The sequence below is a fragment of the Dyadobacter sediminis genome (assembly GCF_005860765.1).
GTDB classification, from domain to species: domain Bacteria; phylum Bacteroidota; class Bacteroidia; order Cytophagales; family Spirosomataceae; genus Dyadobacter; species Dyadobacter sediminis.
In genome coordinates, this window is the sequence record NZ_VCEI01000032.1 from 15069 (window position 1) to 32351 (window position 17283).

Here is a 17283-nt window from a genome sequence, read left to right on the forward strand (position 1 = left end):
ATTGTCACTTATAGTCAGGGATTGTCTTTTATTGTCATTCGTGGTCAGGGATTGTCAAGAAGTTGTCATTTGTCGTCAGGGATTGTCATTGTTAGTCATTTATTGTTATAGCTTACAATCCATGACTATAATTAACAATCCTTGACTAACTATGACAATCCATTACAACAATTACCAACCCATGACTATAATTGACCAAAAATGACAAAACTCTCCACACGCAAAACTGCACCCTTACTTCAGTTCTTCCTTCAAGAAATACCCCGTATAACTGCCTTTTACTTTTGAAACTTTCTCGGGCGTTCCTTCGGCAATAATGCGGCCGCCTTGTGCACCGCCTTCCGGACCTACGTCGATAATGTAATCCGCTACTTTTATGACGTCCAGATTGTGCTCGATAATCAGTACGGTATTGCCTTTGTCCACCAATTTATGCAGTACATTCAATAAATGCCGGATATCCTGAAAATGCAGCCCGGTTGTCGGTTCATCCAGGATATAAAGCGTTTTTCCGGTATCTCGTTTGGACAATTCCTCCGAAAGCTTGACGCGTTGTGCCTCTCCTCCTGAAAGTGTGGTGGCGTGCTGCCCGAGTGTAATGTAACCCAAGCCTACATCGTTCATCGTCTGTACTTTTCTCAGGATACGGGGCATATTTTCAAAGAACTCCAGTGCAGCTTCCACCGTCATGTCCAGCACATCTGCAATGGATTTTCCTTTAAAGCGGACCTCCAGTGTTTCCCGGTTAAACCGTTTTCCTTTGCATGTTTCACAATTGATATGAACATCCGGCAGAAAATCCATTTCAATTTTTTTCATTCCGGCACCTTCGCAATCTTCACAGCGTCCTCCTTTTACATTGAATGAAAAGCGGCCGGGTTTGTAACCGCGGATTTTGGCTTCCGGCAACTCGGCAAACAATGAACGGATGTCTGTAAAAAGGTTCGTATAAGTAGCCGGATTGGATCTTGGCGTGCGGCCGATCGGCGATTGATCCACTTCAATTACTTTGTCGATATGTTCCAGCCCGTCAATGGATTTGTAAGGCAAGGGTTCCCTTCTTGATTTGTAAAAATGATGGTTCAGTAATGGAAAAAGCGTTTCATGAATCAGGGAAGATTTCCCGCTTCCGCTCACGCCTGTCACGCAGATCATGGTTCCCAGGGGAAAAGACATGCTTACATTTTTGAGGTTATGGCCTGTGCATCCTTTCAGTACAATCGCGTTTCCGCTTCCTTTTCTGCGCTTTTTCGGAATATCAATGGCCGTTCTGCCGCTGAGGTATTCCGCAGTAAGCGATCCGTTTTCCAGAAACTGCTCCGGCGTCCCGGCCCCCACAACATTTCCGCCATGACGTCCTGCGCCCGGCCCGATGTCCAGGATATAATCCGAAGCAAGCATCATATCTTTATCGTGCTCCACCACCAGAACCGTATTTCCAAGATCACGAAGGCTTTTAAGTGAATTGATCAGCCGGACGTTATCGCGCTGATGCAGACCGATGCTCGGCTCATCCATAATATACAGCACGCCTGTAAGCTGCGTACCGATCTGCGTTGCCAATCGGATTCTTTGCGCTTCGCCGCCTGAAAGCGTACGGAGTGCGCGGTTCAGTGTCAGATAATCCAGACCGACGTCCAGCATAAAACCCACCCTTTTCCTGATTTCCTTAAGAACTTCATGTCCAATGACACGCTGCCGTTCTTCCAGCCTGTCTTCCAGATTCACAAGCCAGACGGCCAGATCTTTGATGTCAATATTGGACAATTCAGCAATGTCTTTTTTATCTATTTTAAAATGCAGCGATTCTTTTCTGAGCCGTTTTCCGTTACATTCCGGACAGGTCTGGATGGTCATAAAGTCTTTTAACCAATCCTGAATTTTATCATTGCCTGTTTCCTGCTGCCTTTTCAAGAAGTTCACAATCCCGTCAAACTTGGTTTCCCATTCCGTTCCCGGATATTTTTTGGAAGCAACGGCAACGGCATCTTCACTTCCGTACAATATTATTTTAATAGCTTCTGCAGGAAATTTCTCAATGGGCGTCGCCAGGGTAATTTTAAAAGGCTTAAGAATGACTTCAAGCTGCTTGAAAATCCATGCGTCCCGGTATTCGCCCATGGGCGCAATGCCGCCTTTATTGATACTCAACGATTTGTCCGGAATAATAGAATCTTCCGTAATTTCCTCAATCACCCCCAACCCCTGGCAAGTCGGACACCAGCCATATGGCGAGTTAAAGGAAAATGCATTTGGAGCCGGATCGTCATAGCTGATTCCCGACTCCGGATCCATCAGATTTTGCGAGAAATAATAGGTTTCTCCTTTTTCGTCAAGAATCATCAACGCGCCTTTTCCCTGTTTTATGGACGTGGCAACCGACTGACTGAGCCGGTATCTTGACTGCGGATCTTCTTCTTCAGTTTTCGGGATAACGCGGTCAATTACAATCTCGATATCATGCACTTTATAGCGATCGAGCTGCATTTTGGGCGTGATTTCCTGCACTTCGCCATCCACTCTTACTTTGGTGTAACCCATCCGTGCAATCTGAACGAAAAGTTCACGATAATGTCCTTTCCGGCCTTTTACTGCCGGTGCAAGCAGCATGATTTTCTGGCCCAGAAACTGGCTTTGCAGCTGGTTTACAATCTGGTCCTGCGATTGTTTTACCATTCTTCTTCCTGTTACATAGGAATAAGCTTCTCCTGCGCGCGCATACAAAAGGCGCAGAAAATCATAAATTTCCGTTACCGTTCCGACCGTAGATCGCGGGTTTCTGGAAGTGGTTTTTTGTTCTATACTGATGACCGGCGACAATCCGCTGATCTTGTCAACGTCCGGCCGTTCCATTTCCCCGATAAACCCGCGTGCGTACGAAGAAAAACTTTCCATATAACGACGCTGGCCTTCTGCATAAATGGTATCAAAAGTCAGGGACGATTTTCCGCTTCCGCTTATTCCGGTTACAACAACAAGCTTGTTGCGGGGAATACTGACATCTATATTTTTAAGATTATGCTCACGGGCACCTTCTACTTCAATTAAGTCCTGACCTGCGAGTTCAGTTATATTCAATGGTTCCAAAATAATGGTTCGTGATGTTGGTTGATTCCTGAATGATGTGAATATATAGTCTAACGATAAGAATACGGTAAGAGTTGCAAATTTTTATGCCTTGATCCACACTCGTATAGCCATAAGGGTTAATTGTCCAAAAGGCGTTCCTTAGTTTTCAAAGTAACAACCGACAAGTATGAACGGTCGAATCAGAAGCTATGTAACCGATAATATATTAATATTTATTCATGAAATTATACCAACAATCGCTTCAACAGTCATCTCTTTTTGTATTTTTGCTGCTAATATTGTCATTATTTAATTTTTGTTTGTTCACATTTTACCTATTCGTTTATGAAACAAAATTTACGCTTCAGGGTATTGTACGCCTTGATTTTTCTGGTTGGCTTGTTAGGCAGTATGTCCGTCCATGCACAGGAACATCGGGTTACCGGTAAAGTAACTTCGTCTGTGGACAACATGGGATTGCCCGGAGTCAATGTTCAGGTAAAAAACACAACTACCGGCACTGTGACGGACGCAGACGGAAATTATTCCATTGATGTAAAGGCAAATGACGCCGTACTCGTATTTTCTTCCATCGGTTTCGGAAAAAAAGAAGTAACCGTAGGAACGCAGTCCACGGTTAACGTATCGTTAACGGACGATGTCAAGAGCCTGAGCGAAGTGGTTGTAACCGGCTATGGTTCCCAGTCCAAAAAGGAAATTACAGGTGCCGTTGCCACTTTGGATGCCAAGCAGCTGCTCACTACGCCGGCAACCAACCTCGGACAGGCATTGCAGGGAAAGGTAGCGGGTGTCGTAATCGGAAATGAAAACAGCCCCGGCGGCGGCGTTTCGGTACGTATCCGCGGGTTCGGTACCATCAATGACAACTCGCCGCTTTATGTTGTGGATGGCGTTCCTACAAAAGGCGTTGGCGCCAACGGCGTTTCCAATACGCTGAACACGCTGAACCTGAATGACATCGAATCCATGCAAATTCTGAAAGATGCTTCTGCTGCTTCCATTTACGGATCACGCGCCGGTAACGGGGTTGTCATTATAACTACCCGGAGAGGAAAGATCGGCAAACCTGTTTTCACCTATGACACCTACTATGGCACCCAGCGTCCGGGAAAATTGCTGGACATGCTCAACACACAGCAATACGCCGATTTGACCTGGGAAGCAAGGACCAACACACTTAACCTTAGCAAAATGGTAAACGGCGCGTTTCCTGCCGGCACCACACTGACTTACCCGACACATGCCCAATTCGGAAACGGCCAAACGCCGAAAATTCCGGATTATATCTTTCCGTCGGGCGTGTACGAAGGCGATCCGAAAGTTGCGCAGGATGCAAACGGCAATTACATTAATTACAGTACGGATGTTAACAATGCCAATTTCAACAAAACCAAATGGCTGATTACCAAAGCTAACAAGCAGGGAACCAACTGGCTGAAAGAAATCTATCAGCCCGCTCCTATCCAGAATCATCAGATCGGTGTTTCAGGCGGAACCGAAAGCGGCCGTTATGCCATGTCGCTGAACTATTTCGATCAGCAGGGTTTGATGATCCACACCAACTTCAAACGCTACACCTTGCGCTCCAATACCGAATTCAACATCAACAAGCGCATTCGTGTCGGCCAGAACTTTCAGGTGGGTTATGCATCCAGAGTGGGTCAGCCAAACGGCAACAATGCGGAAAGCAATCCTACTTCTTTCGGTTATCGTGTGCCGCCGATCGTGCCGGTATACGACGTAGCCGGAAATTTTGCCGGAACGCGCGGAACCGATGTGGACAATTCGGTGAACCCGGTTTCGCTGCTGTACAGAAACAAGGATAATCAGCAGAAAGAAGTAAGGCTGTTCGGAAATGCATATGCAGAAGTGGATATTCTTGAAAACCTGACTGCAAAAACCAGCTTCGGAATTGACTACAACCTTTATAATTACCGCAATTACGTTCCGAGAGATATTGAATCGGCAGAAGCAAGAAGTACGCAAAGCCTGACCACCACCAACAATTACGAATGGACATGGACGTGGTATAACACGCTTACCTACAACATTGCACTGAACAATGCGCATAAACTGAATATCATAGCCGGTACGGAATCCATTAAAAACTATTATGAGAACTTTGATGCAACACGTACCAATTATCTTGTAGATGCGCTGGATAACCGTTACCTGAGTGCAGGAACAGGCGTACAGACCAACAACGGCGGTGCTGCCAACTGGCGACTTGCTTCCGAATTTGCTCGCGCAAGCTATGGTTACCAAAGCAAATATCTATTTGATGCAACCATCCGCCGCGACCGTTCTTCCCGGTTTGCTGCGGCCAACCGCGTTGCCTACTTTCCGGCATTGAGCGCAGGCTGGGTGGTTTCGGATGAAAGTTTTGTAAAATCCGCTGCTTCATGGCTTTCTTATGCCAAGTTCAGAGTCGGCTGGGGACAAACCGGAAATCAGGAAATCGGTAACTATAACTCTTTTACACAATTCGCTACGAACCCTGCTTTGTCATTCTATGATTTGAACGGCGCCAAAACTTCCGCCATTGCAGGTTATGAATTGATTCAGTTTGGTAACCAGAAAGCAAAATGGGAAACAACGACTTCCACCAACATTGGTCTGGACGCGGCTTTCTTCAAAGGAGCATTTGACCTTGCGCTCGACTGGTACACACGTACTACCTCAGACATGCTGTTCCCGGTTTCTCCTCCTTTGACCTCCGGCGTGGCTGCTTCACCTTTCCAGAACATCGGATCCATGCGCAACCGCGGAGTTGACCTTGGTCTGAATTATAACGGAAGTGCTGCAAACGGCGATCTGACCTATACGCTTGGTGTCAATGTCAGTACTTACCGCAACGTTGTAACCAGAACAAACGGCGATCCGAACACGCAATACTTCGGGATCAATGACGAACGTATCCAGAACTTTGTCGTAACGCAGCAGGGCCATCCGATTTCTTCATTCTTCGGGTACAAACACGACGGCATTTTCCAGACCGATGAAGAAGCGCAGAAAGCACCAAAAAACAATCTGGGTTCCAATGAAAACAGAGCGGGACGTTTCAAATTTGTGGATGTGAACGGAGACAATGTCATTGATACCAAAGATCTGAGCATCATCGGCAATCCGCACCCTGACTTCACATACGGTGTCAACCTGAACGTGAATTACAAAGGTTTTGGTCTTGCCCTTTTCGGCGCAGGCGTTCAGGGTAATGAAATCTTCAACTACACCAAATACTGGACCGATTTCCCTACATTCTTCGGAAACAAAAGCACGCGCATGCTGAACGAATCGTGGAGGCCTGGAAAAACGGATGCCATTCTTCCGCAGCTGAATTCAAGCGATCAGGTGAGTATCCTTCCTTCGGATTATTATCTTGAAAAAGGATCTTATTTCCGCTTCAAGAACATTCAGTTTACGTATTCTTTCCCGAAAGGACTGCTTTCCAAAATGGGACTCGGACCTTGCCGGATTTATGTTCAGGGACAAAACCTGGTTACGTTCACCAAATACTCCGGAATGGACCCTGAAATCAACCTGCGGAATTACGGAGCAGGAAATGACAGACAGATCGGCGTAGACGGCGGTTCTTATCCTGCTTCCAAACAATATATCATGGGCCTGAACATCAGCTTTTAAACATGATGACTTTGACTGATCAAGATCATTTAAAAACAGAAATTCAATTTTACAAGAGATGAAAAAAGTTGCATTAATATTCTCATCCGTGGCGCTAGGCATATTAAGCTCATGCTCGGATTCCTTTCTGGATGTACAACCCAAAGCGGCGCTCAGCTCCACTATTTTACAGAACAAAACAGGTGTAAATGCATTGCTGACAGGCGCGTATGCCTTGCTCGACGGCTGGGCAACGGCCGAGGGCGCTTACCGTTCCTATAACGTCGGTGCGGACAACTGGGTTTATGGCAGCGTTGCTTCCGATGATGCTTACAAAGGCACCAATGCCGGTGACCAGCCGCCTATCTCCCTGATCGAACAGGGCAATATTGCCGCTGACAACATTTATTTCCGTGGCAAATGGCGGGGAATGTACGACGGTATCGCCCGGACGAACGATGTACTTCAGAACCTTGAAAAAGCCACTGACTTTACAGACGAAGAACGCGCACAGGTCATTGCAGAAGCCCGTTTTCTGAGAGGAAATTATCATTTTGAACTGAAAAAGATGTTCAATATGGTTCCTTATATTGATGAAAAAACGTACGATCCGAACAATCTGGAAAGTACCAAGCTGCCAAACACCACGGATATTTATCCTAAAATAGAAGAAGACCTGAAAGCGGCTTATGATGTGCTTCCAACTTCGCAGTCGCAGCCGGGCCGTCCTACCAAATGGGCTGCGGGCGCCATGCTCTCAAAAGTTTACTTGTTCCAGAAAAAATATGCCGAAGCAAAAACCATCCTGGAAGCCATTGTAGCAAGCGGCAAATACCGGCTTGTAGACAAATACCATGACAACTTTCAGGCCTCGACCAACAACAATGCCGAATCGATTTTTGAGGTTCAGTATTCTGTAAACGACGGTGCTGCGGGTGGTGAAAACGGGAACATCGGCTCTACGCTGAATTATCCGTACAGCGGCGGTGCATTTACAACCTGCTGCGGATTTTTCCAGCCTTCGGTAAACCTTGCAAATGCGTTCAAAACGGATGCAAACGGGCTGCCGCTGCTGGATACTTTCAACGATACCGACATTCCGAATGATCAGGGAATTGAATCTACGGACCCGAACTTTACGCCTTACAAAGGAAACCTTGATCCTCGTCTGGACTGGACGGTTGGCCGCCGCGGAATTCCTTTTCTGGATTGGGGCGTGCATCCGGGCAAAGCGTACATCCGGGATCAGACTTACGGCGGACCTTACTCGCCGAAAAAGCACGTTTCACATAAATCCGATCCTTCTTTTGCTTCCAACAACCGTTTGAATGCCAACAACTTCCGTATGATCCGTTATGCGCAGGTTTTATTATGGCTTGCAGAAATAGAAGTGGAAATCGGATCGCTTGAAAAGGCACGTGCTTATGTAAACCAGATTCGTGCAAGAGCAGCAAAACCGGAAGGATTTGTAAAAAATGCGGACGGCACGCCTGCGGCCAATTACGTGATCAAAGAATATACAACGCCGTGGACCGATCAGGCTTTTGCGCGCAAGGCAGTACGATTTGAAGAGCGCCTTGAACTCGGAATGGAAGGCAACCGCCGGTTTGACCTGGTCCGCTGGGGAATTGCCGCCGAAACCATGAATGCCTATTATACCGTAGAAAGTACCAAAAGATCCTATCTGAAAGGTTCTCAGTTTGTCAAAGGCAAACATGAATACTTCCCGATTCCAATTCAGGAAATACTGAACAGCCAGGTTGGAGGAAAAGCAACGCTGACACAGAACAACGGTTACTAGATTCTTTCATTTCGGCAAAAAAACCGGCTGGAAACGGCCGGTTTTTTTGTGCTTTACTGATCAATAAAATAACTTTGATAAAAAACCGGTTCAACAACAAAGACGACAACGATGAAAATCAGCAATGAAGGTGAATATGAAAAAGCTTCTGAAAGAGCAGATGAAATTTTCGGGGCAAAAAAAGGATCGCCCGAAGAAAAGGAATTGCAGGAACTCTTGAAAGCGATTAAAGAATATGAAGATGACTTTGTAAAAATGCTGAAAGATATGGAGTAAGGTTTGTGAAAGCCTGTTTGATTTTAATCAGTATTTTTTCCCAGCCATAAAGTCGTCTGAAATCAGATAAAAATGATCTCGTTTATAATTTGAAGATAACTCCTAAAAGCTAACTGCTAATAGCTAACTGCAAAAAGCGAATAGCTAAAAGCTAATTTCCAAAAGCTAAAAGCAACTGCACATTCAACGCCTCCACTTTTCCACATCGCGTTACAAACTGCTCCGTCAGCGTAATCCTGACTTCAACAACCATTTTACATTCCATTTCAAAATCCTGGCTTCTGACCGGCAATTCCATTTCTTTTACAATGCGCATGACATCGTTCATCTGAATGTAGGAAAACGTCAATTCATACAAACTGAAAAAATTCCTTGTAACGACTTCCGCCTGATTCAAAGCATCTTCCGTTGCAAGCTTGTACGCGTTGATTAGACCGGGAACGCCAAGCAGAGTTCCTCCAAAGTAACGCACAACTACGACTAATATATTGGTTATATTTCTGGAATAAAGCGTATTGAGGATTGGTCGCCCGGCTGTTCCGGAAGGCTCGCCGTCATCGCTCATTCGGTAACTCATGCGATCAGAACCGAGCCGGTATGCATAGCAATGATGAACGGCTTTCGGATGAAGTTCGTGCAATGCAGCAAGATGAAATTTGGCATCCTGTTCACCTTCAACCGGAAAAGCATACGCCAGAAATTTGCTTCCTTTGTCTTTGTAAAAACCTTCACAAGGCTTTACAATCGTTTGGTAAGTATCGTCAAACAGCACGGGAACGGCGTTTTTTTAACTGGTAAATGAATATCGCATAAATCAGTGCAGCGGCTGCAAAAGCGGCCATACTGAAAAATACAAGCTGTAAATTCTGCCGCTGATTTGCAAACAGCGCTGCCGACAGAAATGCGCCGAGGCCAATGCCGGCTTCCAGCGAAATAAACATCGTGGCAATTGCTCGCCCCCGGTTGTCTTCCCGGCTAAGGTCCACAGTCCAGGCGGAAAGAACGGGCGAAAGAATGCCCATAGCCATGCCGAAAAATGCAGCACCGGTCAGAAATGTCGTGATGGAATTGGCATAACCTGTAATGAGCATGGCAATAATCAGGATGGCGCAGCCGGCAATCGTAACCGGAACACGGCCGTGCTTATCCGAGATTTTTCCGGCAAAAAGTCTGATCAGTATGGAAAAAAGCGTAAAAAACATGAAGTAATAGCCACGATTCTGCAAACCGAGGTATCCGCTGAAATCAGGCGTTACCGTAGAAACTGCGCCGTATCCGAAATAACAAAGGAACGTAATCAGTGCCGGGCTGAAAACATCCGGCTCAAAAACATCCCGCCATGTAATCTGAAATGCTTTTACTGACAACCGTTCTTTTACTTTGAGCGTTTCCTTCATGTTGAGCAAGATCGCAATGGAAAGAAATGCAAAAAAAGAAGAAGTATAGAAAAGGGCATTCAGCGAAAAATGGATGCTGATCATACTGCCGACAGCCGGCCCGAACGCCGATCCGACGCCCATGCACATGCCGTGAATGCCCATAGCCTCGCCGCGCCGGTTGGCCGGAACAATGTCCGCAACGTAAGCCGAAGTTCCCGTTGGCTTGAAACCCGTCGAAAATCCATGTACAAGCCTTAGAAGCAAAAATGGCATTACGGTTGTAAAAATTGGATATAAAAACCCGCACACAAAGCATACAATGGAACCGAACGCCATCACCGGAACTCTGCCGATGCGATCCGTAAGCCTTCCGCTGAATGGCCTGGACAAGCCGGCTGTGAGTGTAAACAAACCAATGATTGCACCTTTGTACTCGGCGCCGCCCATTTTGGTAAGATAACCCGGAAGTTCGGGAATGAGCATGTTGAAACTGGAAGAAAAAAGAAACGAACTTAGGCCCAGTAACCAGAATTGTGTCGTGAATATTCCTTTGGAAGCGGCATTTTGCATCGTGCAAATTTACAATTAACTTGGTAAAAAAGGAGATATTTCATCCGGCCGCTTTCCTCCTTCTTTCTTTTTTCCCAACTTTAAAAAATGGTACGCATATTTTATAAAGAGGGCAGATTAATCAAACGCGAAAACGACATTCGTGAACTGGGCAAAGTAAAAAACCTGGTTTGGGTGGATTTGCAGTCACCGTCTGCAGAAGAAGAAGAATGGGTTGAGAACAAATGCAACATCAGTTTTCAGACGCCTCAGGAGATCGTGGAAATTGAAAGCAGTTCGCGTTTTTTTGAACAGAATGAAACAATCAACGCCAACTCCAACTTTCTACGCATCGACCGGGATGGTTATGAAAATTACCCGGTTTCTTTCATTCTCAACCATAATGTACTCTTTACGTACCGGCGCGGCGATTCCAAAACTTTTGCGGATACGGTTAAAAAAATGAAAGTCAGTCCGGAAGGCGTGCAAGGAGGCGTGGATTTTATGCTGCTTTTGCTGGAAACCCGTATTGAAGCCGATGCAGATTATCTGGAAAGTATCTCCCGGGAAATTTCGACCATCAGCAAAGACCTTACACACGAACAGAAAGCCAGGCAGGAAGTGCTGATCCGGATCAGTGCACTGCAGGAAATCACGATGGTGCTTCGCGAAACAAGCATTGACAAACAGCGCGTACTTTCCGGCATTCTGCGCAGTCAGTATTTTCCTGAAGACCGCAAGGAACATTTACGCATTATCCTGAAAGATATTAATTCATTGCTTGAATACACGACTTTCAATTTTGAACGTCTGGAGTATCTTCAGAATACATTTATGGGTCTTATCAATCTGGAACAAAGCCAGGTTATCAAAATATTTACGGTTGTAACGATCATTTTTATGCCGCCGACGCTCATTGCGGGTATTTTCGGTATGAATTACAACCATATCCCAACGACTGCCGAGCCGTGGGGTTTTGGCGTTTCGCTGTTCCTGATGATTCTTTCATCGCTGATCGTTTTATGGTTTTTCAGAAGAAAACGATGGATCTGATTTAAATTTTCAGGAATGTTATTTGGTCAAAAAATCGAGTAGTTGCCGCTTACATTATATCAGTCTGTAATTCCGGAATTCAAACAGGCGTTTGCCCGTTTTCTTTTCATACCAGTAAAGCAAGGCATCTTTAAGGCGGAATTTTTTTCTGGAGGTGTCCAGCTGTACTTTCCAGGTCTGTTTTTTGATTCTTTCTTCCATAACGGCCGGATGCGTTCCGTCAAAGAGCTTGATGGAATCAAATTCTTCGTAATCAAAGAAATCTTCAGATTGAAGAATTTTATTCCATTCCGCATCGTCGTTCCAGAAACGACTTACATTTTTCATTTTCGTTTTCATCTGCGCCGGACTTTTTACCCAGCCGTAATGATAAACTGCCGCACCCGAATGCTTGACATTCAGCTTGGTATGGCCTTTTCGAAATCCCTGCGCATCGCGAAATGCCGAAATCTGCGGATTTGGCAGCTTGTTTTCATTTTTTATAATCCTGATTTCCCGGCGGTACCATTTTCTGCTGTCGCCAACATAATCGTACGTACCGTAAAAATGCAGATAATCGAATATCAGTCCTTCCACCGCCGGATCATCCGCATAGCGTTTGCAGGATTCGAGAATGGCAGGATGATATTTTTCATGAACAACCTCATCGCCCTGAATATAAAATGCCCAGTCCGTATCCGGTGAAATCTGGCGCAGCGCTTTGTCCGTTTCCACGGCCAGCACTTTGCCGCCGGCGCGCAGCGATAGGTCCCATTCCGACTCGACGATCCTGATTTTGTCCGAAGGAATGGAACGGATTAAAGCCAGTGTTTCGTCATCACTTTTGCCGACACTGACGAGCATTTCGTCAACAACGGGGAGAATGGACAGGATGGCTTCTACAACCGGATAGTCGTTTATAACCGCATTTCTGATGATTGTAAATCCGGAAATCTTCAATTTTAGTCGTATTAAATGAACTTTTTTTAATGTTGTTCTACACTGCGGGCAGCAATTCGGAACCTTCAAAGTTAACTGATTCAGTACAAGAATTTTTCTAAATAAGTATTTCAATTTGATTCCTTTCTCCTTGAATATTCAGCGCAAAGCATGTAGATTTGTTTTCCTTCAAACCTGCCTTTCAGGCCAGGGCTTGTCAAACGTTATGTATTCTGGTCCCCGTAAATAGTCAAATTAATTATGTCACAAGAACTTACCAGACAGGAACCCCTGTTGATTGAAGATCCGTTGCGGTTCGTTTTGTTCCCGATCAAACATTCCGATATATGGGAAATGTACAAGCGCCATGAAGCTTCTTTCTGGACCGCGGAAGAAATCGATTTATCGCAGGATCAAAAAGACTGGGAAAACCTGAATGATGGAGAACGCCACTTTATTTCGCATGTGCTTGCATTCTTTGCTGCGTCAGATGGCATTGTAAATGAGAACCTTGCGGTTAATTTCCTGAGCGAAGTGCAATATGCCGAGGCAAAATGCTTTTACGGATTTCAGATTGCAATGGAAAACATCCATTCCGAAACCTACTCACTCCTGATCGATACGTACATTAAAGATCCGAATGAAAAAGACCATTTGCTGAGAGCCATTGACACAATTCCATGCGTTCAGAAAAAAGCAGAATGGGCATTGAAATGGATCAACAGCCCCGTTTTTGCCGAACGGATCATTGCCTTTGCAGCCGTGGAAGGAATTTTCTTTTCCGGTTCTTTCTGCTCTATTTTCTGGCTCAAAAAACGCGGCCTGATGCCGGGACTTTCGTTTTCAAACGAGCTGATCTCACGCGATGAAGGTTTGCACTGCGAATTTGCCTGTCTGCTTTATACCAAGCATATCATCAATCAACTGCCGCAGGAAAGAGTCATTGAAATCATGCTGGATGCGGTGAAAATCGAGCAGGAATTTGTGACTGAAGCGCTGCCGGTTTCACTGATCGGGATGAATGCGGATCTAATGAACCAATATATTGAATATATTGCCGATTTCTGGCTGGAACGTCTGGGCTGCCCGAAACAATTCGGCTCGGCAAACCCGTTTGATTTCATGGAACTGATTTCGCTTCCGGGTAAAACCAACTTCTTTGAAAAACGCGTAGGCGAATATCAGAAAGCCGGTGTTATGAGCGGCGTTAAAGACAAGGATTCAGGACACAGAATTTCTTTCGACTCCGATTTCTAAAAAATCCGGTTTATAAAAGATTACTAAAAAATGTCATCCTGAACGGCTGTTCGGGATGACATTTTTAGTGATAGAAAAGCCGGCTCAACAACTTACAAATTCTCGATTTCCTTCCAGACCAGCTCACTTTCGTATCCTTTTCCCAGGGCAAACCTGGCCAGTTTTTGTTTAAGCTTGAAAGGGTCCGTTTCTGTTTTCGCAAGAAGCAGTTTCTTTTTGCCCAAAAGTTCCTTCAGACCGGCAACGTAAGCATCGTCCTGAATTTCATTCATGCCTTTCTGAATGCTGTATTCGCTGAGCCCTCTGCGGTGCAGTTCCTGCCGGATCTTCATTCTTCCCCAGTTTTTCACCCGGAACTTTCCGCCGGCGTACGTTTTTGCAAAACGCTCTTCGCTGAGGTAATTCATGGAAATCAGCTCGGCAATGATTTCATCCGCTTCTTCGCCCCATACATTCCATTTCTTAAGGCGTTGTTTTACCTCATCCTGCGTCCGCTCCTGATAAGCGCAGTACGATGCAGCCTTTTGCAGAATAAGACGATCCATTCCGTTTTATTTAATGTTAAATATCCGTAACATCATGCAAGAATAAAGAAAATATCAGTGATGAATAACTATTTTTGAAATTATAAAATACCTCGGCCTAAACTTACGTAACCTCGCAAACTATGAAATTCCAGAGACGGTCTTTTTTAAAACTGCTTCCCGCACTGCCGGCGATTCCGTATTTGTCCGGGCAAAAAAGTGGGAACGCTGCAAAAATTTCCATGCGGTTTGTCGTTGCTTCGGACGGCCATTACGGACAGCCGGATACCGATTTCAAAACTTTCCATTCCGATCTGATCAGCTGGGTAAACCGTGAAAAATTGCAGAAAGGCGTTGATTTTATATTTTTCAACGGCGACCTGATTCATGACGATCCGACTTTACTTTACGACTTTAAAAGTACACTCGCAAACCTGCGCGTACCATACTATGTAAGTCGCGGAAATCATGACAAAGTGGGGCTGGACGTTTGGCAAAGCACGTGGGGCTATGCAACGAATCACAGTTTTGCAAAAGGTGAATATGCATTTATTGTAGGCGATACTTCCAACGAAAAAGGTGAGTACGTTTGTCCGGATGCCGCTTGGCTGCGAACGGAAATTGCCAAGTATTCCGAAAAGAAGGGCATTTTTGTTTTCCTGCATATCACGCCGGCAAAATGGACCGTAAATGGAATCGAATGCAAGGAAGTCATTGATCTGTTTGAAAATACGCCCAATGTAAAGGCCATTTTCAACGGGCATGACCACGATCAGGACAGCACAAAAATGTATGGCAAAAAACCCTATTTCTTTGACGGGCACTTCGGCGGAAGCTGGGGAACGGCCTATAAAGGTTACCGGATCGTGGAAATTTACGAGGACAGCACGTGGCAATCGTATCAGTACAATCCGGCTGCATCGCCGATTCTGAATACTTTTTCCGGGAAAAACTAGCGGGTGATTACCGGTTCCGTTCAATAGGCGAATCCGATTTAAGTACTCCGCTTCCATTGGTTAAAGGCTTGTTATTTGGGTTGGCATTGTAGATTTTTTTAGCGAACTGAATCAGTTTCAGTGCAGCATTTATGCGCTCCTCAGGCGTTTTTGACCTCCAGTATGCCTTATCAGAATTCGAAATATGCTCAAATACAGATGATTTTCTGACGATTTTCATAAAATACCCTTTTAGAATACAGCTCTGGATTCCAAGATAACTTTACAAGTTCTGAGTACTATTGCTTCGTTGAAACTTAACAGGACTAAATCAGCTAAGACGCATTCCAAACAAAAAAGACTCTGTCAATGCAAGATGCTTTAACAGAGTCTTCGAAAAATTTATAAGAAATTGATTAAAAGAAATTAGATAAAAGCTAACAGCTAACAAGCTAATGGCTAACAGCGAAAAGCCAATCACTTCAATTTGATCAAATGATTTTTCTTGCCTTTTGAAATCAGCAGAAAACGCTCCTGAAGCAAGCTGAAATCGGTCAGTGGCTGTTCTGCGGAAGTAACCTTTACTTTGTTCACGCTGACTGCATTCTGCTGAATGGCCCTGCGGGCCTCACCTTTCGAAGCATAAATTTCTGAGTGCGTAACGGTCGAAATCAGATCTGTAATGTTAGCGCATTCATTCCATTCCTGAAACGTAATTTCAGTTTGCGGCACGCCGTCAAAAACCGTTTCAAATTCATCCGCCGCAATGCTCTGCAACGTTTCCAGCGTAGCTTTTCCGTACAAAACTTCAGTTGCTTTCAAAACCAGCTGAAAAGCGCGTTCGGAATGGATCCGGGAAGTCAGTTCTTCGGCCAGTGCTTTCTGCATGATCCGAAGGTGCGGCGCTTCGGCGTGGCTGCTTTCCAGCGCTTCGATTTCTTCCCGATTTTTAAACGAAAATACCCTCAAATAGCGCGGAAGGTCTTCATCACTCTGGTTAAGCCAGAATTGATAAAACTCATACGGAGAAGTTTTAGTGGCATCCAGCCAGATATTTCCGCCTTCGCTTTTACCGAACTTGGAACCGTCCGATTTGGTCAAAAGCGGCGTTGTAAGCGCATAAGCCTTGAAATAACCTTCTTCATCGCCTTCCTTGCGACGGATAATTTCGGTTCCGGTCGTGATATTCCCCCACTGATCCGAGCCGCCCATCTGCAGACGAACATTTTTGTTTTTATATAAATGGTAAAAATCGTAGCCCTGCAAAAGCTGATAGGAAAATTCAGTAAAGGAAATGCCAGTTTCCAGTCGTTTTTTCACGGAATCCTTGGACATCATGTAATTAACGCTCAAAAACTTGCCCGCATCTCTCAGAAACTGCAGAAACCCGATGTCTTTAAACCAATCGTAATTATTGACCATTTCGGCAGAATTCACACCGCAGTCAAAATCAAGAAACTGTTCCAGCTGTTTCCGGATTCCTTCCTGATTGAAGCGCAAAGTTTCCTCATCCAGAAAAGTACGTTCCGCCGCCTTGAAAGAAGGATCGCCGATCATTCCCGTTGCGCCGCCGATCAATGCAAAAGGTTTGTGCCCGGCACGCTGAAAATGCACAAGAAGCATAATCGTCGCCAGATTCCCGATATGCAGGGAAGAAGCAGTCGGGTCGAAACCGATATAGCCGGAAGTCATTTCTTTTCTGAGCTGCTCGTCGGTGCCCGGCATCATGTCATGCAGCATGCCGCGCCAGCGCAGTTCTTCTGTAAAATCAATCGTCATTTTAAATGCTGTTCTTATTTCAAAAATGGAAGCGCAAAGGTAAAGGTTATCCGTTTTAAAATCCGGCAATCCATTCAGCTTTTGAAAATCTGTTGAACTTA

At 45.2% G+C, this 17283-nt stretch carries 13 protein-coding genes; 6 read left to right on the forward strand and 7 right to left on the reverse strand.

Annotated features, from left to right (window positions below; translation table 11 throughout):
• Positions 1-234 precede the first annotated feature (234 nt).
• Positions 235-3087, reverse strand: coding sequence for an excinuclease ABC subunit UvrA (gene uvrA, locus FEM55_RS24205; protein WP_138283940.1), 2853 nt, complete (start codon positions 3085-3087; stop codon positions 235-237).
• 327 nt (positions 3088-3414) lie between these two features.
• On the opposite strand from uvrA, the gene FEM55_RS24210 reads away from it, so the two are divergent.
• From FEM55_RS24210 to FEM55_RS25070, 3 genes are all read left to right on the forward strand, one after another.
• Complete coding sequence (locus FEM55_RS24210) at positions 3415-6732, forward strand: SusC/RagA family TonB-linked outer membrane protein (RefSeq protein ID WP_138283944.1); 3318 nt, start codon at positions 3415-3417, stop codon at positions 6730-6732.
• Positions 6733-6790: 58 nt separating this feature from the next.
• The gene (locus tag FEM55_RS24215) at positions 6791-8512 is read left to right on the forward strand and encodes a RagB/SusD family nutrient uptake outer membrane protein (RefSeq protein ID WP_138283947.1); all 1722 of its coding nucleotides are present in this window, start codon (positions 6791-6793) and stop codon (positions 8510-8512) included.
• Positions 8513-8623: 111 nt separating this feature from the next.
• Positions 8624-8788, forward strand: coding sequence for a hypothetical protein (locus tag FEM55_RS25070; RefSeq protein ID WP_171036648.1), 165 nt, complete (start codon positions 8624-8626; stop codon positions 8786-8788).
• A 151-nt stretch (positions 8789-8939) separates the two neighbouring features.
• On the opposite strand, the gene FEM55_RS24220 is transcribed toward FEM55_RS25070, so the two are convergent.
• Entirely contained in the window at positions 8940-9560 is a 621-nt protein-coding gene (locus FEM55_RS24220) for an IMPACT family protein (RefSeq protein ID WP_138283950.1), read from the reverse strand.
• Positions 9550-10737: an MFS transporter gene (locus FEM55_RS24225; protein WP_138283953.1), complete on the reverse strand. Its 1188-nt coding sequence runs from the start codon at positions 10735-10737 to the stop codon at positions 9550-9552. Before FEM55_RS24225 ends, FEM55_RS24220 begins: the two co-directional genes overlap by 11 nt.
• Before the next feature lie 87 nt (positions 10738-10824).
• Between FEM55_RS24225 and corA the strand changes: the two genes are divergently transcribed.
• The gene (gene corA, locus FEM55_RS24230; protein ID WP_138283956.1) at positions 10825-11769 is read left to right on the forward strand and encodes a magnesium/cobalt transporter CorA; all 945 of its coding nucleotides are present in this window, start codon (positions 10825-10827) and stop codon (positions 11767-11769) included.
• Between the two features lie 54 nt (positions 11770-11823).
• On the opposite strand, the gene FEM55_RS24235 is transcribed toward corA, so the two are convergent.
• Positions 11824-12708 (reverse strand): glycosyltransferase family 2 protein, encoded by an 885-nt coding sequence (locus FEM55_RS24235; RefSeq protein ID WP_138283959.1) that lies wholly within the window; start codon positions 12706-12708, stop codon positions 11824-11826.
• A gap of 240 nt (positions 12709-12948) precedes the next feature.
• On the opposite strand from FEM55_RS24235, the gene FEM55_RS24240 reads away from it, so the two are divergent.
• Positions 12949-13944, forward strand: a complete 996-nt coding sequence (locus FEM55_RS24240) for a ribonucleoside-diphosphate reductase small subunit (RefSeq protein WP_138283962.1) — start codon at positions 12949-12951, stop codon at positions 13942-13944.
• 92 nt (positions 13945-14036) lie between these two features.
• Here the strand turns inward: FEM55_RS24240 and FEM55_RS24245 are convergent, their stop codons facing one another.
• Positions 14037-14489: a regulatory protein RecX gene (locus FEM55_RS24245; protein WP_138283966.1), complete on the reverse strand. Its 453-nt coding sequence runs from the start codon at positions 14487-14489 to the stop codon at positions 14037-14039.
• A 122-nt stretch (positions 14490-14611) separates the two neighbouring features.
• On the opposite strand from FEM55_RS24245, the gene FEM55_RS24250 reads away from it, so the two are divergent.
• Positions 14612-15424 carry a metallophosphoesterase family protein gene (locus FEM55_RS24250; protein ID WP_138283970.1) on the forward strand — a complete coding sequence of 271 codons (813 nt, stop codon included), beginning with the start codon at positions 14612-14614 and terminating at the stop codon, positions 15422-15424.
• Positions 15425-15431: 7 nt separating this feature from the next.
• On the opposite strand, the gene FEM55_RS24255 is transcribed toward FEM55_RS24250, so the two are convergent.
• Together FEM55_RS24255 and tyrS are read right to left on the reverse strand one after the other, a co-directional pair.
• Complete coding sequence (locus FEM55_RS24255; RefSeq protein WP_138283973.1) at positions 15432-15644, reverse strand: hypothetical protein; 213 nt, start codon at positions 15642-15644, stop codon at positions 15432-15434.
• Positions 15645-15880: 236 nt separating this feature from the next.
• Positions 15881-17176 (reverse strand): tyrosine--tRNA ligase, encoded by a 1296-nt coding sequence (tyrS, locus tag FEM55_RS24260; RefSeq protein WP_138284129.1) that lies wholly within the window; start codon positions 17174-17176, stop codon positions 15881-15883.
• Positions 17177-17283 lie beyond the last annotated feature (107 nt).